Origin of the sequence: Methanobrevibacter sp. UBA212 (assembly GCF_905233225.1) — an archaeon.
Taxonomy (GTDB): domain Archaea; phylum Methanobacteriota; class Methanobacteria; order Methanobacteriales; family Methanobacteriaceae; genus Methanocatella.
Genome location: NZ_CAJODJ010000023.1, coordinates 1 through 23,526 on the forward strand (window position 1 = coordinate 1; position 23,526 = coordinate 23,526).

Annotated in this window: 18 protein-coding genes; 7 read left to right on the plus strand and 11 right to left on the minus strand. The window is 36.9% G+C overall.

From position 1 onward, the window contains the following. The 4 genes from QZ138_RS07225 to QZ138_RS07240 all read right to left on the minus strand — a co-directional run. Window positions 1-181, minus strand: a 181-nt coding sequence (locus QZ138_RS07225) for a hypothetical protein (protein WP_292888041.1), incomplete at its 3' end; no start/stop codon positions are given. A gap of 431 nt (window positions 182-612) precedes the next feature. Next, the gene (locus QZ138_RS07230) at window positions 613-1,626 is read right to left on the minus strand and encodes an SLC13 family permease (RefSeq protein WP_292888044.1); all 1,014 of its coding nucleotides are present in this window, start codon (window positions 1,624-1,626) and stop codon (window positions 613-615) included. Window positions 1,627-1,641: 15 nt separating this feature from the next. After that, window positions 1,642-1,956 (minus strand): TIGR04076 family protein, encoded by a 315-nt coding sequence (locus tag QZ138_RS07235; RefSeq protein ID WP_292602360.1) that lies wholly within the window; start codon window positions 1,954-1,956, stop codon window positions 1,642-1,644. Further along, window positions 1,953-2,513, minus strand: a complete 561-nt coding sequence (locus tag QZ138_RS07240; RefSeq protein ID WP_292602363.1) for a DUF6434 domain-containing protein — start codon at window positions 2,511-2,513, stop codon at window positions 1,953-1,955. The genes QZ138_RS07235 and QZ138_RS07240 overlap by 4 nt, the downstream gene beginning before the upstream one ends. A gap of 328 nt (window positions 2,514-2,841) precedes the next feature. On the opposite strand from QZ138_RS07240, the gene QZ138_RS07245 reads away from it, so the two are divergent. Next, window positions 2,842-2,988, plus strand: a complete 147-nt coding sequence (locus QZ138_RS07245; protein ID WP_292888047.1) for a hypothetical protein — start codon at window positions 2,842-2,844, stop codon at window positions 2,986-2,988. Between the two features lie 144 nt (window positions 2,989-3,132). Here QZ138_RS07245 and QZ138_RS07250 read toward each other — a convergent pair whose 3' ends face one another. Then, the gene (locus QZ138_RS07250; RefSeq protein WP_292602512.1) at window positions 3,133-4,323 is read right to left on the minus strand and encodes a redox-regulated ATPase YchF; all 1,191 of its coding nucleotides are present in this window, start codon (window positions 4,321-4,323) and stop codon (window positions 3,133-3,135) included. 64 nt (window positions 4,324-4,387) lie between these two features. Here QZ138_RS07250 and QZ138_RS07255 point away from each other — a divergent pair, with 64 nt between their 5' ends. After that, window positions 4,388-5,257: a metallophosphoesterase gene (locus QZ138_RS07255; RefSeq protein ID WP_292602366.1), complete on the plus strand. Its 870-nt coding sequence runs from the start codon at window positions 4,388-4,390 to the stop codon at window positions 5,255-5,257. Continuing rightward, window positions 5,254-7,377, plus strand: coding sequence for a phage holin family protein (locus QZ138_RS07260; protein ID WP_292888050.1), 2,124 nt, complete (start codon window positions 5,254-5,256; stop codon window positions 7,375-7,377). The genes QZ138_RS07255 and QZ138_RS07260 overlap by 4 nt, the downstream gene beginning before the upstream one ends. Here QZ138_RS07260 and QZ138_RS07265 read toward each other — a convergent pair. Next, window positions 7,366-8,211 carry a hypothetical protein gene (locus QZ138_RS07265; protein WP_292888053.1) on the minus strand — a complete coding sequence of 282 codons (846 nt, stop codon included), beginning with the start codon at window positions 8,209-8,211 and terminating at the stop codon, window positions 7,366-7,368. The genes QZ138_RS07260 and QZ138_RS07265 overlap by 12 nt on opposite strands. Beyond that, window positions 8,204-8,986, minus strand: a complete 783-nt coding sequence (locus QZ138_RS07270) for a protein-ADP-ribose hydrolase (protein ID WP_292888056.1) — start codon at window positions 8,984-8,986, stop codon at window positions 8,204-8,206. The genes QZ138_RS07265 and QZ138_RS07270 overlap by 8 nt, the downstream gene beginning before the upstream one ends. 122 nt (window positions 8,987-9,108) lie before the next feature. On the opposite strand from QZ138_RS07270, the gene QZ138_RS07275 reads away from it, so the two are divergent. The 4 genes from QZ138_RS07275 (at window position 9,109) to QZ138_RS07290 (ending at window position 13,656) form a co-directional block, all read left to right on the plus strand. Continuing rightward, on the plus strand, window positions 9,109-9,492 hold the full coding sequence (locus QZ138_RS07275) for a helix-turn-helix domain-containing protein (RefSeq protein ID WP_292888059.1): 384 nt from the start codon (window positions 9,109-9,111) through the stop codon (window positions 9,490-9,492). Window position 9,493: 1 nt separating this feature from the next. Continuing rightward, the gene (locus QZ138_RS07280) at window positions 9,494-10,135 is read left to right on the plus strand and encodes a cobalt-precorrin-7 (C(5))-methyltransferase (protein ID WP_292888062.1); all 642 of its coding nucleotides are present in this window, start codon (window positions 9,494-9,496) and stop codon (window positions 10,133-10,135) included. Window positions 10,136-10,259: 124 nt separating this feature from the next. Continuing rightward, entirely contained in the window at window positions 10,260-13,214 is a 2,955-nt protein-coding gene (locus QZ138_RS07285; protein ID WP_292888065.1) for an Ig-like domain-containing protein, read from the plus strand. 100 nt (window positions 13,215-13,314) lie between these two features. Then, window positions 13,315-13,656, plus strand: coding sequence for a hypothetical protein (locus QZ138_RS07290; protein WP_292888068.1), 342 nt, complete (start codon window positions 13,315-13,317; stop codon window positions 13,654-13,656). Window positions 13,657-13,685: 29 nt separating this feature from the next. On the opposite strand, the gene QZ138_RS07295 is transcribed toward QZ138_RS07290, so the two are convergent. The 4 genes from QZ138_RS07295 to QZ138_RS07310 form a co-directional block, all read right to left on the minus strand. Beyond that, window positions 13,686-14,699: an ArsA family ATPase gene (locus QZ138_RS07295; protein WP_292888071.1), complete on the minus strand. Its 1,014-nt coding sequence runs from the start codon at window positions 14,697-14,699 to the stop codon at window positions 13,686-13,688. A gap of 784 nt (window positions 14,700-15,483) precedes the next feature. Beyond that, window positions 15,484-15,678: a hypothetical protein gene (locus QZ138_RS07300; protein ID WP_292888073.1), complete on the minus strand. Its 195-nt coding sequence runs from the start codon at window positions 15,676-15,678 to the stop codon at window positions 15,484-15,486. A 374-nt stretch (window positions 15,679-16,052) separates the two neighbouring features. After that, window positions 16,053-18,278 (minus strand): collagen-like protein, encoded by a 2,226-nt coding sequence (locus QZ138_RS07305; RefSeq protein ID WP_292888076.1) that lies wholly within the window; start codon window positions 18,276-18,278, stop codon window positions 16,053-16,055. Window positions 18,279-18,434: 156 nt separating this feature from the next. After that, window positions 18,435-23,501, minus strand: coding sequence for an Ig-like domain repeat protein (locus QZ138_RS07310; protein WP_292888079.1), 5,067 nt, complete (start codon window positions 23,499-23,501; stop codon window positions 18,435-18,437). Window positions 23,502-23,526: the final 25 nt, after the last annotated feature.

The following is a 23,526-nucleotide window of genomic DNA, read 5'->3' on the forward strand; positions in this document are numbered from 1 at the left end:
TTTTTAGGGTTATTTTATATTTCTTGACTTTTTTAGATTTTTTGAATTTTTTCTTTTTAGCGGTTATTTTTGTTTTTTCCTTGTTGATTTTTATTTTCACAGTTTTTGATGCAGTATTGTAATTTGAATCACTAAATTTAATTTTAAGGTTTTTCTTACCTGATTTTGCTTTCTTCAGCATTTTTGCAGTCAGGGTAATTGTGACTGTTCCTTTTGAGTTAGTTGAACCGGATTTAACAGTTTTGCCATTAAATTTGATTGTTATTTTTTTGCCGCTAATGACTTTGCCTTTCGCATCTTTAATTGTTATGCTGTATTTTCCTCCATAATTGATAATAAATGCTTTATTGTTTGCAATGATGTTTACATTCTGTTTGTTGACGGTGAAATTGATGCATCGTGTTGTTTTTAAATATTTGTCTGTGCCGTCATAGGTGACATTAACGCCGCCATTAATATTTTGAACCGGTGGGACTACGGGGATAGCCTAGAAAACGCCAAATAAACAAGTGGCACAAAAAAACAAATCTAGGAATCCTCGACTTCTACAAAGTCGAGGTAGTTCAAATTAGCAAACTCAGTAAAAACAAGATCGAACTTATTCTGGAATAATCATGAAAAAATGTAAACGCCCAACAGAATCACCATTAGAATGACATTCAGAACTGTGAAAATGACCAAATATCTGATTTTAAATTCACCATGCTCACGAACAAGAATCTTAAATGAAATGAGATTGGCCATAGAGGCGATTAGGGTCCCAAATCCTCCAATGTTAATTCCAATGATTATGGCTTCATAATTGCTGCTAAACCCGCTGAGAAGCATTGCTGCGGGAACATTAGAAATCACCTGTGATGCGACAACACCCATTAAAACTTCGTTTCCACTAATCCATTTGGTGAAAAGCGCATTGAAAAATGGGATGTTTTCCAGATTGCCGATTAATACAAATAAAGCGATGAATGTCAAAAGCAGGTAATAGTCGATGCCCAGAAAAACTCTTTTGAAGAAGTTTTTCCGATTGAATTCAGCATCACTCAATTTTGGCAAAGTGATTTTATCATTAGGCACAAATAATGACAATGCCGCCAAAAATACTGCAGATACGACAACATAAGGCAGGAGCAGCAGGAAAAACGATTCAAATGGAATTTTAGATACCGTATACATCACGATATTGTGGGGCGCACCGATAGGAAGCACCATACATCCCACATTGGCAGCAATAGTCTGCATGGAAACTGTAATAATGATTAAATCGGACCTGTCGACTTTTCTTAAAGCCAATATGGCAAATGGCACAAATATAATCAAAGAAACATCATTGGTTATGAATATGGAAGTGAAAAAGCAGGTGAAAACCAAAAATAAAACAAGCCCTCTTGTGTTTTTAACCTTAACCAATAATTTACGAACCATAATCTCAAAAACGGCCAGATTCTTTAAAATTTCAACAATCAACATTATAACAAACAGCAATACGATTGTATCCCAATTAATATAATTTAAATAGTTAATGCTTGGCCTTACAAAAAAACAGGATACAATAGCTAAGATCAGAGAGATAGAAAATATAATCTCTTTTTTGAAAAAATCAGAAAATTTAGATGAAAATTCGTTCATTGTATCTCAGCAAGGCTAGTCTGCATCCTCATCCATAGTTTCCAGAAGAAAGCTTACCGGCCTGAATCCATCATTGCATGATATCATTGCAGACTTTTTGTTTTTCATCCATCCGTCATAGAAATCGCTGGCTCCATTTGCCAATGCCATTACAAATGGTGAAAGGCTTTCCCATGCACTGTCACAGAAATCATCAGGCTTTACCCATCCGTTTGCAATGAATACCTGACCTTCATCCACATCGCATTCATGCTCCAGCGGATTTTCATATTTTTCAATCAAATCATCGTGCCGGACCTTTCTCATAACCGTAATTTTAACTTTTTTCATGACAACACCTCCAAATCGCTTTTTTCATATTTATTATGGCCTTTAAGAGACTTCTTATGCTTCCAGCATCTGATTGCATCATCTAAAGATTTACCTTCATTATCCTCAAAGAAATCCCTGATATACTGATTGTATTGGAATTGCTTGCCGATGTCCGTTTTTTGGTTAGAGCCTTGAATTTCATGGTATGCCTCAATTGCATCTGCGTAGGTCTTATCGGGATTTGCCTTAAGCCACTTTTGAAACTTGACCTTGAATTTGAAACTCTTGCCAATATGTTCCTCAAAAAATTCCCGCTTATCTTCGCTGCATTTGAAATTTTCTCCCAATTTTGAATCCAGATCTATTTCAGATGATGAATTGTCAGGTTTTTGTTTTATAATTGGTTCTTTTAACTCTTCACCGGTCCTCAAATAATGGATTATTCTATTTTCCAATTCCTGTTTGGACCCGCTTACCTTCAACCCTTCAGACCTGCAAAAATCCTTCAATTCCTCCTTTAAAAAATAATATTGTTTAAATTCATCGGAAGTTAAATTTTTTGTTAATTTCACCATGTGCATCAGCTTAATCCAATATAAAAATAGCATTAAAGAATGAATAAGGATAAATTTGGTTAACAAATTTTGACACATCCCCATTCAACAAATATCTAATGGTTTGCCCTTTGGCAACCTAACATCAAATGATGTTAAATAACAATATGAACTTTTTAATATATATAATTTTCTTATTTTAATGAAAACAATACTCTACATAACTAAAACAATTTTATACGAATAAATAAATATTGATTTAAAAAAATAATTAATTTTAAATAGAATTACAGTGAAATAGTGAATTCTAAAACACTAATAATAATAACAAGTATCTGATGGTGTTTTAATGGTATTGAAAAATGAATATTATTTAAGACTCCTATTAAAATTGGAGGAAATGCCCTTGGCAATCGAAGAAATATTGCTTGCCATCATATATTTTGCAATGGCAAGCTATTATCTATTGTTAGGCATTAACTTGTTAATGCATTAGCAATCTATGAGTAGATTGAAAGCCTAGTTTGGATTATCCAAAAATTTTTCTAATTCAATGAACTGACAATTCAAATGAAAATTAGCTTTTAATATGTGTTTTATAGCTTTTGATTTACACATAGAGAAAAAAAGAAGAGGAATATTATCCTCTTGTTACTATACTTATAATATCACCGTCTTTCAGCTCATAATCACTGGCGACGCGCATTTTTGATTTTGCATCAACCGCATGCATGAACTTGTCTCCGATATCCGTATGGACGATATAAGCCAACTCTTTAGGTGTTGATCCATTAGGAACCAAAAATCCGTCAGGCAAGACATTGCCCTTCTGGTCAGTGTATTTGTTTTCATCCTGAACAGGATATACTACAATCCTGTCAAGCAGTTCAAATATCGCATAATTCAGCGCATCCTGAACTCCAGTGCTTCCATAGACATCCAAAATGTTGGTTTGAATATACTCCAATCCTTTGCGTTGGGCTTCTGACAGCTCATCAGGCTTCAGGATTTCAAAGTGGTCATCACCGGACAAATAGCTGATTAATCCGCTTTCGGCCGCCTTGACCAATGCCAGTTCGGAACCTGCTGAAGTTGGAATCACATTCGGATACTTTTCCTTAATCCTTTTGATGTTTTCAGCAGATGTCGGCAAGTCCGCCTTGTTTGCAATAATCATCATAGGTTTTGCAATATGGAGTATGTTGCGTGTAAGCTCGATTAAATCTTCCTCTTCCCATTTGTTGTAATCGGGTTCAATTGTCCTTTTGGCTTCAATTATATCCTCAATAGCAATTCCAGTACCTGATAATTGATCGTATAATACTTTTGAGATGTCAAGGTGTTCTGCACCCACTTTTCTAATAAGTCTTACCCAATTCTTGGACAATATTCCATACATCCACATGACTATTTCATTTTCCAGAAATTCCAAATCATCCAATGGGTCATGACTTCCGGCATCAACAGGATTTCCTTCAAGATCTGTTGAGCCTGAAGCATCAATAACATTTATGAACACTTTAGCCTGCATCAATTCATCTAAAAACTTGTTACCTAATCCTTTTCCTTCATGTGCTCCAGGAACAAGTCCCGCAACATCAATCATTTCAATCGGAAGCAATCTTTTTCCATCAATGCATATGGAGTTGTGGGGATTGCATGTGACGCCCAATTCCTTGCATGGACAATCTTTAATAACATGGGCAACAGCCTTGTTTGCATCTATTGTTGTGAATGGATAGTTTGCCATTTCCACACCGGACGCTGTTGCTGAGTTGAAAAAGGATGATTTTCCTACATTCGGTTTTCCACAAACTGCAATTTGAAGCATAATAATCACTTTATAATTTTTGTTTTTAAAATTATAAATAGTTTCAGAAATTAATTATATATTAATGAAGGATGAAGATATTGAAAGGCCGCAGGCCATGAAAATCAGACAGGGCATTCAGGATGCAATAAATCAAACATTGCCTGACAAGGAGTTTGATCCAGAAAAAATCGATTTAGTTGAAGTAGACATAGAACTGAATGATTTGGGATGGAATTTTCACAACTATAGGATTTTAAACATATCCGACATCCATCTGGGCCAATGGATTAATCCGGAATATCTTGACGAGCTGGTCGATTATGTAAATACTCTGAATTACGACCTGATAGTCCTTACCGGCGATTACTTTTCATACAATATCGAAAGCTACGACAAAGCATTGGAAAAATCCCTCAAAAAGCTAAAAGCCCCTGACGGCAAATTCGGCGTTTTGGGAAATCATGACCATTGGATGGATGCAGACAAAGTAAGAAAGATATTTGAGGCATCAGACATTCATGATTTAAGCAACGATAATGTCGTATTGCAGAAAGGCGATGAAAAGATCAATTTAGCCGGCGTTGACTCATGCACCGTTTGCGCTGACAACTTGGACAAGGTATTGGAGAAACTGGAGGACGATTGTCCGACAATTCTGCTTGCCCATGAACCTGATTTTGCCAGTGAATCATCTCAAACCGGAAAAATCGATTTGCAGATTTCCGGACATTCACACGGAGGACAATTCATCATTCCAAAAGTCGAAACAACACCATTTAGAGGTCCAAACTCCACAAAATACCCAGTAGGACTTTACAAGGTTAATGACATGGTCCAGTATACAAGCAAGGGCCTCGGTACAAATTCATTTAGAATAAGGATTAACTGCAAACCTGAAATCACACTTATAACCCTTAAAAATAAGAATAAGCGAATAATACCGATAGAATGATAAAAAATCGTATAATATCATCACTTAGAACCATAATAACAACTTTATTATATGTTATTGCAAATATTGCTGCAGTATTTACAGTTGACTATATCAGTGCAGATTTTACAATCGGTCCAGAGTACAATGCGGTTCTTATAGTCATAGTTGTTGCGATTGCAAATTCTCTTTTATGGCCAATATTCAGGCGATTCATGATGAAAATCATCATCTTCACATTCGGAATCGGATCGCTCTTACTCAACTCAATAATCTTTTATATCGCTTCCCTTTTCATTCCGGGAGTTTCGGCAGGAATCTATGGAGTCCTGCAGGTTCCCATCGTAATGGCAATATTTACGACTTTCATCACAAACATCACAAACACCAACTATTACGACAGATACATTCAAAGCATTTTCAAGTACGCATCCAAACAAAAAACGGCATACAAAAAAAAGTATCCCGGACTTATTATGGTTGAAATTGATGGCCTGTCAATAGACACACTGAAAAAAGCCATCGAAAAGGGAGTCATGCCAAACATTGAAAGATGGATTGGTGAAAATACCCACACACTGAAGGGATGGGAAACTGACCTGTCTTCACAAACCGGAGCAAGCCAGGCAGGAATACTTCATGGAAACAATACGGACATTGTAGCCTACAGATGGGTTGAAAAAGAAAATAACAACAAAATCGTCGTTTCAGGAAAATTAAGCGATGCCACTAAAATTGAAAAGAAAATCAGCAATGGCGAAGGCCTTTTAGTGAATGGAATAAGCATCGCCAACATGTTTTCAGGAGACAGCAAAATCCCAACACTGACCACCTCAAAGCTGAACAAGATGGGCAACATATACAATAATTCATTGGATGCAGTGTTTCTGGATGCCTATAACTTCCAAAGACTAGTTGTTTTATTCTTATGGGACATCATCCTTGAACTTACCTCCCAATTGGTTCATTATGTGAAAAACATAAAGCCCCGCCTCAGAAGGACAATCACCTATCCTCCAGTAAGAGCAGGAGCTAACGTAGTACTGCGGGAAGTGGCAACAGACGTTTTAACAAGCGAAATATTGACAGGACACATAGACACCGCCTATGCAACCTTCATGGGCTATGATGAAATAGCCCACCACTCAGGAGTTGAGGACAGGGACGTGTGGGGCACCCTGAAAAAAATTGACCAGCAATTTTCAAAGCTAACCTCAGCAATCGAAATGAGCGATAGAGACTATAAGCTTGTGGTCCTATCCGACCATGGCCAGTCCAAAGGCGCCACATTCAAGCAAAGATACGGAATGACATTGGGAAAGTACGTACGCAAACTCCTTCCGGATGATTTGAAAATGTTTAAAACCGAATATAACATAGATCACTTCAGGGACGCAATCATCCCCGAAAACAAACAGATAAGAAACTTTAAGGAAAGGATGGGAGATATCCGAGGCGACCTGTTCAGAGATTTTGAATCCCTGCAAAACATCCGGGAAGGAATAGAAAAAAGAAAGCCCGCCATAATATTTGAAAATGAGCAATATATGAATCTGAAAGACCGCTATAATAATAGCCTGGACTATATTAAAGACCATGAAACATCACAGCAAAGCACAAAAAAGGAAAAGGATTCCGAATTGATCGTGTTGGGTTCGGGCAATATGGGGCTGATTTATCTGAGCCAATGGAAAGAGCGCCTAAGCTATGAAGAAATCGTGATGCTATTTCCGGACTTGATTCCTGGCCTTGTAAAGCATTCAGGAATCGGATTCGTTCTAGTCAACTCAATAGCCAACGGCGGAATGATAATCGCAGAAAACGGAATCTACTATCTTGAAAGCGATGAAGTCGTCGGCGAAAATCCTCTTGAAGGATTCGGAAAAAATGCCGCAATGCATCTCAAAAGGCAAAATTCGTTCAACAACATGCCTGATGTTCTGGTCAACAGCTTCTACGACAGCCAAACCGATGAAGTATGTGCATTTGAAGAGCTGATCGGCTCCCATGGAGGACTGGGTGGAAATCAGACAAAACCATTCATCTTATACCCCTCCGAATGGAAAGATCCCGGCGAGCTTGTCGGTTCAGAGTCAATTTATCATTTCCTAAAAGAGGAAATAGGAAATCTAAATTCTTGAAAGCCAGTAATCCAATATTTCCTCAACGTTTTCATCAAAGCTTATTGTCTTGTCCTTGTTTTCCGGAATTGCCTGTGGATAATCAAGATTCAGTCTTATCAGTGTCGCTTCTGAATTATTGTATGTCATCTGCTCAAAGGGATAGCGGATGATGCCGGGAGTATTGAATCCAACGCCGATTTCCAAAAATACGAATTTGCCGTCGATATTGTCCAGGAAATCATAGTAATTCTTACTCATTTCATGCCATTTGGCATCTTCAACAAAATAACTGTCTTTCCTCAGATTCAAATCCATATCGCCGCCGCATACGGGACATTTGGGAACAAGATCGGATGGAATTCTAAAGTCCTCGGTTTTTTCCACCCATTCAAATACCTGCTCTTTGTTTGGATATAGCCTGTCATGACATGCCTTTTCACATTGAAGCAATCCGTAATCTCCCTGTGTTGCGAATATCCTTTCATCATCGAATCCGTTAATCCAAAATTGATGTTCAACATTGGTTGTGAGGACAAAATACTCCTTATCCTCAACCAATTTCAATAATTTCTGATAAACGCTTGTCTTTCCTACATCATAACGGTTTGCAAAAACATGCCTTGCCCAATAGGCCCATTTTTCTTCCTGAGACTCGAAGGGATAGAATCCGGATGAATACATATCCCTAAATCCGTATTCTTCAATGAAATCCTTGAAATATTTTTCAAACCTCTCTCCTGTGTAGTCGATTCCGGCAGCAGTCGACAGCCCCGCACCGGCACCAATGATTATGTAATCCGCTTCATCGATTGCCTTTTTAGCCTTATCCAATCTTAATACAAATTTATCCATTGAAATGCTCCTTATATATTAAATAATCCTCATCAGTAAATACATTGAAAATCACATGTTTCAATGTTGTTTCATTTGATTTTAAATATTCTGTAACAGTCCCTATTGCAATTTCAGCCGCCAAATCCTTGGGAAAGTTAAACACTCCTGTTGAAATGCAGCAGAATGCAATTGATTCCAGATTGTATTCACCTGCAATCTCCAGACATGACAGATAACAGTTTTTAAGGTCTTCGAAGTCCCTGTCTGTCGGCTGTGAACCATAGGGGATTTGCGGCCCGACAGTGTGAATCACATGTCCTGAAGGCAGGTTGTAGGCGCCGGTGATTTTAGCCGTGCCCACCGATTCGTCATGGCCCTGCATCTGCATGATTCTGTCGCATTCACCTCTAAGCTGCACTCCCGCAGCTGAGTGAATCACATTGTCAATGCAGTTGTGCTGGGGAATAAAGCAGCCCAAAAGTTTGGAATTGGCCGCATTGACAATGGCATCGACTTTCAAGGTGGTGATGTCTCCCTGCCACAATTTGATTTTGCCCTTAACCTCTTTGATGTCTTGCGGAGAAGTCAGGGTTTTGTTTGACGTTTCTGCAGTTAAGAATTCATCCTGAACCCTTAAGAATTCATCTGAAATTTTTAAGGGCGGCCTTACATTCATCAGTGAGCGAAGCAATCCTCTTTTTGAGTGATAATCTTGAGGAACATCAATTTCTTCTCCCCTCTCTTCAATCAAATAATCAATCAGAAAATCAAGCTGTTCGGTTGCGTTAATCATAATTCCTCCCAAATTCGTTAATAATTAATTTAAATCTGGATATTTAAATGATTTTTGTAACCTCAAAGAAACCGGGTAACAAAAAAGTAACTAATATATAATAATTTAATCAATTTTTAATTATGAACAGCAAAGGAGTAGTCTGTCCTGTTGACAGAACTTTGAATCTGATTAACAAAAAATGGAGCGTTCAGATTATCAGAGACCTGTTTTTTGGAAAAAAGCATTTCAAGGAATTCAAGGAAGACAAGCCCAAATTATCCAATAAGGTACTGTCAAACTGCCTTAAAGAATTGGAGGAACATGGTTTGGTTGAAAAAAAGGTCATAAACACCACCCCTGTTACTACAGAGTATTATCTAACAGAATATGGAAGGTCAATGAACAGGATAATCTATGAATTGGCCATGTTTACACTGCATGATGAAAATGACAACAGCTATTCATCCGAAACCAGAGAATCCCTGAAAGAGGATTTCAGACAGACATTAGGAATTGATGATTAACATGACTGGCAAAATTTATATCATTGGAGTCGGACCCGGTTCCAGCGAATACCTGACAAAAAAGGCAATTGACACCGTTGAAATGAGCGACTATACTGTTGGAAGCACACGTGCAATCGAACTATTCGATGATGTGCAAAACACAATCCCATTCAATGTCAAAGAACTGTTGGACACATTAGAAAAAGGAGTCAAATTGGCAGTTGACGGAAATGTCGTGTCAATACTGTCAACCGGAGATCCCGGTTTTTCAGGAGTTTTGAATACGGTTTTAAGACTTTCAGATGAAAACGGCTTTTCCAGACAAAACATTGAAGTGATTCCTGGAATCAGCTCCCTTCAGCTTGCAGCGGCAAGATGCCACATACAATGGGACAATGCCAATGTGATGACATTTCACGGCCGTGAAAACATAGAGGATATCCTGCCAGTCATAAACAACGGCAAAACAACCATTGCACTGCCTTCAAGAAAGGTCAAGGACATGGCACAGTTTCTGCTTGACAACGGGGTTGAACCAGACAGAAAGGTTACGGTGTGTGAAAGGTTAAGTTATCCGGACGAGAAAATTGTCACAACAACATTGGATGAAATTGCAAGCAGTGAATTTACTTATATGTGCATAATTGTGATATATCCGTAAAATTGACCTTAAAAATCCATTATAAAAGCAATTTCCTATTTAATTTTAATATTAAAGTTTATATGTTCTAGATATCAAACTTTAACCGTCAATTAGACAAAAAAATTGGCAAAAGGTAGATATCATGAACATCAAAATAAACACCATATGTTTCATTATCCTGCTTTTTTTACTTGTCGGGGTTGCATCAGCAGCCGAAATGGATAATGAAACTTTAAAACAAACAATCGAACAACCTGAAGATGGGCTTTGCCAGATGGCTCCCAACAACCATGATGAATTGAGGGCAAGCTCAGAAAATATGGAAAAGCTGGAGGCCGGCGCCAACAAAGAAAGGCTGGAGGCCAGTGAAAACGCATATCTAGGAACAACCGGCGGCAAAATTAATGTAAAGATAAGTGCGCCTGATGTGAAGATGTATTATAAGGACGGAAGCAAGTTTACCGTCACGGTTAAAGACGCACTGAACAAAGCAGTGAAAAAGGCCAAAGTGAAAATCACCATTAACGGAAAGACCTATAATAAAAGAACCAATTCCAAAGGAAAGGCATCGATAAGCCTTAACCTGAATAGCGGAAAATACACAGTAAAGACAACATTTGACGAAACGAAAAATTATCATAAACAAAGCGCAACAAGCACAGTGACAGTCAAAAGCACCATACATGCCCATGACTTTTCAAAATATTATAAAAACAAGTCGCAATATAAAGCAACATTTTATAAGAAGAACGGAAAGCTACTTAAGAAAACACGCATTACATTCAAATGGAACGGCAAAACCAAGAAGGTTAAAACAAGCACAAAAGGAGTGGCGAAACTGGCCATAGACTGGATACCTGGAACATACAGCATTTCAATGGTAAACCCCAAAACATCCGAAACAGTCACAAAAACAATAACAATCAAGCCCCTCATTGAAACAAGCGACCTGACAATGAAAGAAAAGGACGGAAGCAAGTTCACAGTCAAGGTGCTGAACAGCTATGGAAGAGGTTCAGCCAATAAAATAGTGACACTGAACGTGAACGGCCAAACATTTACTCTAAGAAGCAATTCAAATGGCATTGCATCACAGGTAATCGATTTGCCGGCGGGAAAATACAGCATCACAACCGATTATAACGGATTCGTAAACACCAACTACATCACGGTTGAAACTGCAATTAAACAGGCATCCTTCAGCCACATTACAATGATTCCCGATTATGTCAACGTAACCGTACCGTATGCTTTTCATAATTCCGCATACACCCTGAAAACAGGAAATGATGGAATAATAAAACTGCCTAAAAAGGATGTTTTCGCAATACACATGAGCGAAACCAAATATTACCTGTTCTCCACAGCTTCGCAGCCGGGGATAGATGTAAATGTGCTTGGCTATAAAACATTTCTGGTGCCGTTTGACGGAAGCGAACTCAAAAGCGATTACAACAGGGACAATTTAAAGGGCAACGGAGTGCTGATTTCAAATGCAAACGACTATACCCAAATCGAATTCAGAAGTGTGACCCAGTGCGATGCGGATCTCTTCGGGCTTACCATGGACAAGCACGAGGATGATATCGAAATCATAACATACCTACAGAACGACTTTATAAAGGCAAGGATAATGTTTTTCACCGGCAGCTATGATGAGGTAGGCCTCAGAAGCAATTTGGGAAAGTTATATGAAAAGAATTCCTATGAAATCAATTACAACAACTACGACCAGCTAACCGGAAACCATGCCGAAAGCATCAGGTTTACAAATACTGGAGAAAGCGTTATATTGGACGATTCGAGAAGTTCAATCATGCCAAGCATATCAAGAGAGGATATCAAAACAAGACTGATTGTCAACGGCATTGAAGAGCTTGAAAAAAGTGAAAGCATAAGCTATGGCCGCAGCGATTTATATAACGTTATCAGAGGCTTTGAAGTGCTTCAGTCATATGCCATAATCAATGAGAAGGTGACATATTCCACCATGGACAAATGGTTAAAGGTAAATTCCGGATACCTTTCAAGAATCGGAATAATGAACGTTTATGGAATGTTTTTGGCAGGCCTTGAAACTGCATGGCTGGCGGATGAAATAGCCGGTCAATACGCTAAGGAGTTAAGTGTAATGTGGAACCGTGAAAGGACAGCGACAATAATGGGCGGAATCAATTTGGAGGATACCTATCTGCATATTCTGAATGCGGATATGGGAATGAATGTTGCCGGAAATAGCCAAAATTCAGCAATGTTTAGATTGATGAACTCATTTTACCTGCCAAATATTGAAAGTTATGTATTAAATCCCGTAGCAGAGAGATATTCAGACAATCTGACAAATTCTTTAGACAACATTTACGAATCTGTTGAAAATAATAAATTCAGCATTGCTCAGATTGGAGAAATGTTTTATATACTAAGCGAAGATGGAAGCAATGTCACAGTCATCATCAATTCAACAAGCGGAATATCCAACGTGATTCTAATTGACGATGATTTTGCATACAAAGGTTCATTTGTACCTACAGCCTGTGATTGCTGCAGCGTAGGAACAACCCCTGTCGACATAATCAACGGCATCAGAAGCACATATGACAAAATCAAAAAATCCGGTGGAAATATCATTGCCGATATTATGAATAAGATCCATCCGCTGACTGTGGCAGCGTATATGGTCAGTAATTTAGTTGCGGGAATTGCCGGAAAGGTTGTAACCGGAAGCCTAAGCTTAGGTCTTGCAAGCACCATTGGAACAATGATGGGAATACATGGAGCTGGAAATTATATAAAAAATAAATTTGTTGATGAAAAAGATTGGCATTGGGCATATGAGCATATTGCATTCACCAGAGACGGATATATGCAGGGCAAAAAGTTCTTCAACATCCCTAAAGATGACGGCACATATGATTTTGTCGAAGTCACAATAAATTCGGATGGAAGCCTAAACAGGAACGATGCACTATATGTCGCTGACGGATATACTAGAAAACTGTCAAAAAGCGAAACATACCAGTATTTTACTGAAGAAAAATGGACCTCATGCACTATTCCAAGAAAATACCAGATTTTTAAAGTTCCTTACCCATTGTGAGGAAAGAAAAGTTAAAATAATCTTATTTTAACTTTTTTTAAATGAACAAAAAAAATATAAAAAATATATTACATGATTAGAAACTTTAAGGAGAAACAAAATGGAGAAAACTGAATTAATATTTGCAATAATTATAATGATAGCCTATGTAATATGTTCAGTAGCTTTGAAAATTCCAATTATTGCTCATTTAATGTTTGGAGCGCTACTTTTAGGAGTAATAATAATTGCAGTGCTTTTAAAATTCAAACAAAAATACGAAAATGAGAAAATCAGCAAGATATTTAGAATCATATCAATAATTTTAATCATCTGTTATGTAGTATCCTTTATTTATGAGGCATTCTACTATAAACCATTATTTGTTGATTCTCCAATATTTATATTCTTAATATTGATTGTTGAGCTGATTAGTTGGATTTTAAGAAAAAATAATGATTAAAAGTTAAAATTTTTAACTTTTAATTTTTTTTACAATACAATAGCTTCCTGAACAATCTCATCGTTGTCCTCATCATCATATAGAATATGAGCCAATTTCAATAGCTTTTCCTGACCTTTGACCTCATCCTTGAACAATGGAACCTGAGCAACGTGCTGGTTTGGGAATTTCTGGTCGATTAAGGCCAATCTCTTTTGCTGGAGCTTGTGTCTTGAGTGGCAGAAGTCACAGTCGCAGATGTCAGGCATCACCTGATTTACAATGACGCTGTCAACAGTAATGTCATGTTTGCCGAGAGCTTCAAGAGCCCTTTCGGATTCATAGATTGACATTTCCTCAGGAATTACAACCATCTTGAATGTAGTCCTGTCAGGGTCAGACAATATCTCTTTTGCCTGATCGATTTGCTCTTTTGTCCTTTTCAGATCCTCTGATGTTTGAGGATTGTCAACCTCATCCATGAAAGGCATGATTTTTCTTAGGGCATTTGTTGCTGAACCAAGTTTTGCCTTAAGCATCATCATTTTTCCAACCCATGAGTCCATGACTTCAGGGAAGGACAATAGCCTTAAGGTGTGTCCTGTCGGTGCGGTATCGAACACTACGACATCATATTCCTCGGAATTCATTACTCCCATGAACAGTTCAAATGCAGCCGCCTCATCAGCACCAGGTGAAGATGATGCCATGTCCAGCTGGTCGGACAAAAAGTCCATGCCGAACAGGCTGTCACTATCATCAGGATTTGCTGCCTTTTGGGCTTCCAGTTGTGCCTGCTTTTGTTCCATTGCAACATCCGGGTCGATTTCAACTGCAAATAAGTTGGTTTTGATTTCACGTGGGTAGCTGCCGATAGGAACTTCCAATGAATCGGATAATGAATGAGCAGGGTCGGTTGATACAATCAATGTCTTTTTGCCCTGTTCGGCCAGCCACAATGCAGTGGCGGAGGATACTGAAGTCTTTCCGACTCCCCCTTTTCCGCCTATGAAAATGAATGTTGTCTTGTCCTTGTTGAATTTGAAATAATCTCTAAATGCCAAAAAAATGACCTCCTTAATAAAGTTACTTTTAGTTATTAAATATGATTTTAATATTTTATTACATATAAAGTTAGTTATTCCAGCATTATTGCAAACATCAAATTTAAAGAAAAATACAGTATTTTCAGATGAATAATTAAATACTTCCTTAATTTCATTAATGATGATTTTTAAATCTCTGAAATTTAATAATATTAATTGATTGCGCTTTAATGAGTTTTAATAATTTTTATTTTTTGGCCAAAATCTGTTTTAAAAAAGTGGTTAGTATATGATTTTCGAATTTGACACAGGGAAAACTTATGAATTTTCAAATACTTATTTTGAGTAAACCTTATGAAATTCAAATTAGTAATTTTCCCCAGTAAGTTAATGATTTTTCGAATGATTATTTTAGGTAATCTCATGGATTTCCAATTGATTATTGGCACATATTATAACAAAATATCCTCATATAAAACTAATATAAAAGTTTACTGCATTAAAATAAGTAAAAATAAGTTAAAATTCAATGTCTACAACATGTTTATTACATGTTGGGACAATTTAGACATCGAATAATTTCATTCATTTAAATTTTAGAATTTAAGTACCCAGAAAGTGGACTTTAAACTCTAATGAATATTATGAAATAGATTATATATAAAGTTTATTTATAAATTACATGAAGCGTTCATTACAAATAAACAAACCCAAACACAACCCGTTAAGGCTATCGATAAACAATCATCATAATATTGAAGATTCCTGCAATTTAAAGGAGAAATCAATTTATGACATCAGATTAACTATAAATAATCCACATGATGAAAAATGCCATACACCATGTAATGATGATGTATATGAGCATTACGACCCAAAGTTTTCTTTGGATACCCATAAGGATTCCTCCATCTAAATGAATGAAATCGCCAAGAGGAGAGTTCATTAAAACAAATGTTATAAATTCCCTCATCGGCAATATTATTTTTGTCCACAATAATATCACCACCTTTTGGATCAAGAGTTTGATTACCCCCATATTTGATTTTCATACTATAAATAATTTTTATTTAATTCATACTCAACTAAAAATTGCTTTTATCGTGTAAAAAGTAATTAATGATAAAATATTTAGACAACCTTATGAAATCCGCATCAGCAATTTCCCAGTAACAAATATGTTTTTTTAATTATATAGGCAGATACATCAACACTTATGAAAATGCAAATCCTGAAAAATACATATAAAATACTAAAATAAACAATTGATAAAAACAGCAGTCAATAAAAAAAGTAATTGTTTACTTAAACATTAAAGCAATTATTCGATAGGTTGAAAAATATAAAAAAAGAGATCAACTGCCAAGGCAGTTAATCTGTAATGTCTTCACTTTCCTTTCTCCTGTATCCGACAACAAGCAGAATCTCACACACCACCGCAAGTGCGATGAATTTTAAAATATCATCCGGACCGTTTTCCACAATATTCTTGGAAATCTCATAAGCTTTGCTCACATCCTGTGATGCACCGCTGCTTCCACCGGCACCGGCAGATGAAGCAGCACTGGAAGACCGGCCACTGACAGTAACACCATCAACACTCGGAGCATCACTAGAAGTAGAATTCGAAGATGCCACAAGATTATTATACGAATTACTATTGCTTCCCTCATTGTTGAATGAATTCACGGTTTTAACATTATTGCCCTGATTTGTTTTGCGTGACAGGCTTTCACCATTGTCTCCGCTCAGGTCAGGAAAACCGTTATATCCATTGTCACCATCAGCCGCATCCGGACTATTGAATCCACCAGGACTATTGCCCCCGGTGTTTATTGAGCCACCGCCATTGTTTCCCGGAAGTAAAGGATTACCACCAGGAAACCCAGGTTTTTGAGGTAATATGCCACTACCGTTGATTACATTGGTTCTGCCGTTTACGTTTTCAGGCGGAACATATACAAACGGATCACCGCCGTCAACCTCATCGCTTTGATGCTCGAGACCATACTCGAATATTGTGATTACACGGTTTCCTGAAAAGTCATTGTTCCTGGAAGCATCAGTATCCTTGCCGATTGCATCACCCCGCTTGAACGGATCATAATTGGTGTCAGCATACTTGTCAGTACGCACCAATGTATTATTGGTCACTGTGGTATTGTCCGCATCAAGCATATGAGACACGTAGTATCCGTCACTTATCACGGTATTGTTGATGACCCTGTAAGTGTGTGTGCTGTCGGTTTTCTGTGAATATGAAATTCCGTAAATGTTGTCCTCCCATTTGACCTCACCGGTATTGTGAACCTCGATGATGTTGTTCATGATAATGTCATTATTGTCCTGTGACTCAATACCAGCCACCAAAGCCCAGCTGTGGTTTCCCGCACGACCAGTGACATTGATGTAATTGTTGAGTATTGTAATGTAGTTGTCACCGTTGAAGTTATGTGAATATATACCGATATTCGGACCGTTGCTTTTGGAGTAGAGATTATTATGCTGTATCAAAACACCGCTTGCAGGACCGGTCAACTGTATCGGATACGCAGTACCGGCAGCATACGCACCACCTGCAGTTCCAAGACGAATACGATTGCCTTCAATTAACAGGTTATCAACCCTGTAGCCGTCCAATGCATACAGGTAGTTCGCCTCATCCTTATATGTAATATCATCAATCAATGTGATTACATTATTGGTAATGTTGCAGTCCCTGGAATCGCAGATGAACACCGCATCCAAAGTAGGATAGGCACACTCAGGTCGGACATTGACATTGGCATTTACAACATTACTGTTGAATACCAGATTATCGCAATTGGATATTCCCACCGCCAGACAGAACTCAGAGTCCAGGTCTGCAGTGGTACCCCTGAACGCAACCGTGTGCAAAGGCAAATTGGCATTAATCGTATTGTTTTCAAGTACTGCATTTGGCGAATATTCCATCCTTATACCATAGACACGTCCTTCAGCACGGTTATCACCGTTGATGCTGACTGTAGTGTTGATTATTTTCAGGTTATTGATTAGTGAGTATCTGGTTCCCTGTGAATAGATTCCGTAGGCGCTGGTGTCACGTGGAACATTAAAGTCAATGTTCACATTGCTTATTGTAGTGCCACTTGCCTTCCAAAGGTCAATGGCCGCATAATCATTATCCTCATCGCTTTCATTCAAACAGAGTGTAAGATTGTTCAATGTAACGCCGGTAGACTCAATGCTGAAAAAGGTGTTTTTCAATGTATGATTGTTGCCGTTTATTGTCACATTGTTTGCCCTGATTGTCAATATGCCAAGATCCTCCATATCCTCTGATATGAACAGGTTAGCATATGAGTAAGTGGACTTCAAGGTTCCCCTTACAAAATAATCATCAACGTTGTCGCTTGTGATATTGAACACCAAATCCGGAGAATCCGGATTATTGATAATAGATTCCTCCTGAAGACTGCTTGAAACATCCGATTCCGTTGCATTGGCTTGTAGAATATCCGTTGCGTTTTCATCTGCATAAACCCCATTCAACACCAAGAACAGGAATAATAATGAGATTAGCATTACTTTAACAGGTTTTCTTATCTTTCTCACCTCCCACACATTCACATTTTTTTATAAAACTATTTTAATAAACATTAAAATATGATTTAATTTTTGTTTGAAGTAGAATATAAAATTTAGTAAAATGAGGTTTACATGAAAAAAAGAAGACGTTTAAAAAAAATAGAATAGGGATTATGATGATCCCTATTTTTTCACTTTAATTTTAACTTTTTTACTTGAAGCCTTGTAGTTCTTGTTTCCTTTGAACTTGATAACAGCCTTATAGGTGCCTTTTTTCTTTAAGTTTTTGATCTTAAAGGTGGCTTTACCTTTCTTGTTGGTGGTTGCCTTATAGGTTTTGCCCTTAACTTTCAAAGTAACCTTAACCTTTTTAAGGAGTGTTTTTCCGGATTTTAAAGTTATAGTGTATTTTTTAACTTTAACTTTAGCCTTGAAAGTTTTCTTTTTAGCAACAATCTTGGTGGCCTTAGGAGTAACCTTAGTCGGAGTTTTAGCAGGTTCCTTAATGGTTAAAGTAGTGTTCTGTGTGATTGGAGCATACTTGCCGTCACCGGAATATGAAACAGTAACCTGATGACTGCCGACAGCCAAATTATCAACAGTAATACTTGCACTACCATCTTTTAGGGAAACAGTCTTAACAATCTTACCATTATCAACACTCACAGTGAAATTACCAGTAGCATCCTTATCCAACTTGATAGAGAATGTTGGTGATTTGCTGTTAGCCGGAACATTAGTGTTTAATGCCTTATCAGCAGGAACCTCAACACCTTTAACGGTAGCGGTAGTGTTTGCACTATCAGCATAGAAGAAATCATCTCCAGTGAAATTGGCTGTGATGAAGTATTCAGCTGCAGTCAGATTGGCAAAAGTAGCATTGCCCTCACCGTTAAATATTGGAGCACCTTGTTTTGATTCGCCGATATAGACAAAAATGCCGCCGGTGAAATTGGAATTGGTGTGTACTTTAACAACCAGAACCTCACCGTAATTGATATTGTCTGCAGTGATAGTTAAGTTAAGATCATATTTAACAACCTCAATTTCAACATTTGCTTCATTACTGGCCTTGTAATTAGCATCACCATTGTAGACTGCATAAATTGTGTAATTTCCTGCACTTAAACCATCAAAAGTAGCAACCTCACCAACATTGACAGTTTTACTGCCTTCTAATCTGAAGGTCACATTACCTGTTGCACCAGTAGGTACAATGGCCTTAACGTTGATGGCGTCTCCAACATGTATGATGTCATTTAAAACCTCAATTTCAACACGGGAATCTGCTTGCGCAATAGTGAAAGCTTTACTATCACTTACAGCAGGAGCAAAACTGGTTCCACCAGCATAATTGGCAACTACAGAGTAATCACCAGCAGGCAAATCAGTGAATGAATAAGATGCAAAACCGTTAGTAATTGTAGTGTTTACTGATTTGACAGGGTCGTTGGTGGAGTTGAATACTGTGAAAGTGATATTTTCACCGGAAATGGTTGAGTCTAAAGTAGCGTTGACTTTAAATTCACTGCCATAAACTCCACTATCACTGCAATTAACTATTAAATCAGTAACTGATTTGACTAGAACATCAACATCAGTAGCCTCTAAATCATCAATAGAACTACATTTAGCACTAACAGAAATTGTACCTACGTTAGTTGGAATAAATTTATATGTGTAAAGTCCAGTAGTTGAATCAAAAGAAGTAGGATCCACATAATCCTCGTTGATTTTGAACTTTAGACCCTCAGCTTTGATAAGATTGCCGTTTACATCAACCAATTTAGCAACAATACTTCCTTCTTTGCCAACAATAAGTGTTCCAGGTAGGACTTCAAAAGAAGCACCTAATAAGTTATTGGAACCGCTAACCACAATAGTAGTGTTTACATTGGAATTTAAAATAGTATTATTTTCCCACTCAGTATTAGCCTCGAAATTAAATAGATTATTCATTTTTGAAGAAACATTATCAAAAGTGCAGTCTTTAATATTTACTGATTGTGTCATGTCAAAAACCTTGATAATATTTCCACTAGCACTACAATTAACAAATTTACAATCTTCAAAATTAACAGCCTTCGCACCAATGTTATTACCCGCATGATACATCATAATAAGATTGCTCTCAGCTGCATCTTCTGTATTGACAAAGTTTTCAAAAGTACAATTTTTTAAAGTCACTTCACAATCCCAAACAAACTTTATTAGACCATTATTACTTGATCTGAGTTGGCCAGTAAATATAATATTTTCTAATGTAATATTGGTTCCCATAGCAAACATAATACCTGTCTGATGTTTAAAAGTAATTATTACTTTTTTTCCATCTTTTGGCCTAATAATTATATTATTTACAGCTGCACCATTATAACCAATATAAACATTATTAGTACTGAACTCATAATTATCATTGACTAATTCATAAATAGTGTTTGATGTAGAAAATGTATTCATGGTTAAAGCAGTGTCTGTTACATCTGTGGTCAACATGCTGTCAAAAGAGCTTACTCCTAATAATTCATTGAAAAATACCTTTTGGTTATTTCTTAATTGTATGACATTGTTTAATTGAATAATATTATTAGCAATAGAACAATTAAATGCATAGAAACTATCATTTGTACCAACATAAACAACATTATTATCAAATAAAATACAACCATAAGCCATTGAAGTTAAATTATATGCCCAAGCAATATTATAGTCCCAACCTAATAATAAAGGAGTTATATTAAATGCCCATAAAATTCCTGCATCATCACCAACATATAAAATGCCATCGTCCCCTACAGTAAGTGCAGAAGAAACTGGATTAACTTTTTTAATAAAAGTAGCGCTTGAATCAGTAGTCCTTGCAGCATAAATATTACCATTAGCATTCACAGTATACAATACAGTATTATCACTATTAATTGCTAAAGTACTGCCAACATCACCAGGAACAATAATGTGTTTCACAACATCACCACTAGCATCCACACTACAAATATGATTATTGCCAGTTAAAACATAAAGATAATCTCCTCCATTAACAATTTTACCAACAGTATTTTCTAAAACAACACTAGAAACACCAGTAGTTAAATCAATACGCATTAAACCATTAATGGTATTTACCCAAAGATAATTGTTCCAGAGAATAGGAGCAGAAATCAAAGCATGAGTACCATAACTAACACCTGGAATATTTAAAATACTGCCAGCATAACTGTAAACACCATTATTATAATTAATAACAGCTATCCAATACTCATTATTATCACCATAACCGTACTCACTACTAATATAAATAGTATTGCCAACAACTAAAGGAGCATAAAGACTAGAACCCTGAATAATATTGGAAGTTGGTTGAATTTGATTACCGTTAGTTGCATTGAAGAAGTATAATTTATCTCCATCACAAGGAGCAATCAAAACACCATTATGCAATCCTAAATCATGGAAATTATCCCATTCTAAATAACCTATATAATTGGATGAAACATTCCATAATAAATTACCGTTAGTAATGTTTAAACAGTAAATGGAGTGACCGTTAGGAACATAAATTCTGTCACCAATAACTAAAGGAGTGCCACCTAAAGCACCACTTAAACTAGTATTCCACAATTGGGTACCGATAGGGGCGGTGCCAGGAATTGGAACTACACTACCAGAGCCGTTAGTATCATTTTCAGGTTCAGTGTAATTGGAAATATCATCATTGGTATTATTATTAGAAACAACAACGACATTACCTGATATATAAACAGATCCTGCACCATTGTTTGGACCAACGAATCTATTATTGGTGTAAGTTAAGTATGCCGCATTGCTGTTACTATTACAATATGCAATTGCAAGACCCTTATTAGCAGTATTGTAGATAAAATCACTGTTATCAACTGTTAATCTGCCTTTATTCTCAGCATATATTGCTCCACCATATCCACTAGCACTATTATATTTGAATTCACAATCAGAAATTGTTGAAGTTGCAGTACCAGAAGAAATTGCACCACCATTTCCACTAGCAACATTATCTTCGAATTCACAATTGGTAATTGTTGAAGTAGAAGAACTAGTAGAAATTGCACCACCGTTTCCAGATGATGCAATGTTATTGTTAAATCTTGAATTTTCAACAGTCAAAGTGCTTGAACCGAATGAAATAGCTCCTCCACTACCAGAAGCATTATTTTCATTGAACTCACAATTTACCACAGTGAGGTATGGTTTACTCATATAAGAACTTGCAGCAATAGCTCCACCACTTGTTTGATGAGCTTCGTTACCTGTGAAGTTAGAATCAATCACAGTCAGATGACTGTAAGTGTATAATGCTCCACCGTTCCATCCTGCAATGTTGTTCCTGAATTTGGAACGAACAATAGTGGTATTCGCATTACTGTGAGTGTGTATTGCACCAGCCCACTGAGCAGCACGATTATTTTCAAAAGTTGAATCATAAACAATTAATTTACCACAATTATTGATTGCACCAGGTTCAATAGTAGCATAATTATTTCTAAATGTTGAGTCTTTTACCGTCATCCTAGCGTTATTGACGGCAGTACCCCAAGAGGTATAATAATTGGTTACTGCACCGAAACTGCATTTACAATTGGTGAAAGTACAATTGTCAATTAATGCATATCCATAATATAACCAAAGTACTGATTGATGGTCTCCAGTTGCATTAATGTGGTCAAATACACAATTTTTAAAGGTATAGTTTCCATTACCCATCAATTTCATTAAAATGTTATCTGACAAGTATTGGAATGTTACGTTTTCAAATTTGACATTTAAATTATTTCCAGAAGTAATGAATGGAATATAGTTATATTTTGGTGAGCTGCTCCAATCGGCATGACCAATATAATAACCGTAGCCACCAACAATGGTCACATCATGATTTAAGGTAATTTGATCTGAACTGCTTGTTGATGGAGCAATATTACTCTGATTTAATTTAACTGTGCTAATTCCGGTATTTTCGACTTCTGATTTGAAATTGCCCCAAGTATCAGTACTTCGAGTTGGTTCAACATCAGAAATCACATCATCATCGGCACTGTCTGTTGAAACATCATTTTCAACAGCAGCCCCGCCCACATCATCATCCAGTGAAATTGCATCGCCTACAACATCACTAGAGGACAAAGTACCTATTTCATCAATGTCTTCAGCAGAAACACAACCAATTCCCACTAAAAACATGATGCAAATTAAAGAGATTAATATTTTTTTATTTATCATATTATGTCTCCAATTTCAATTGTAT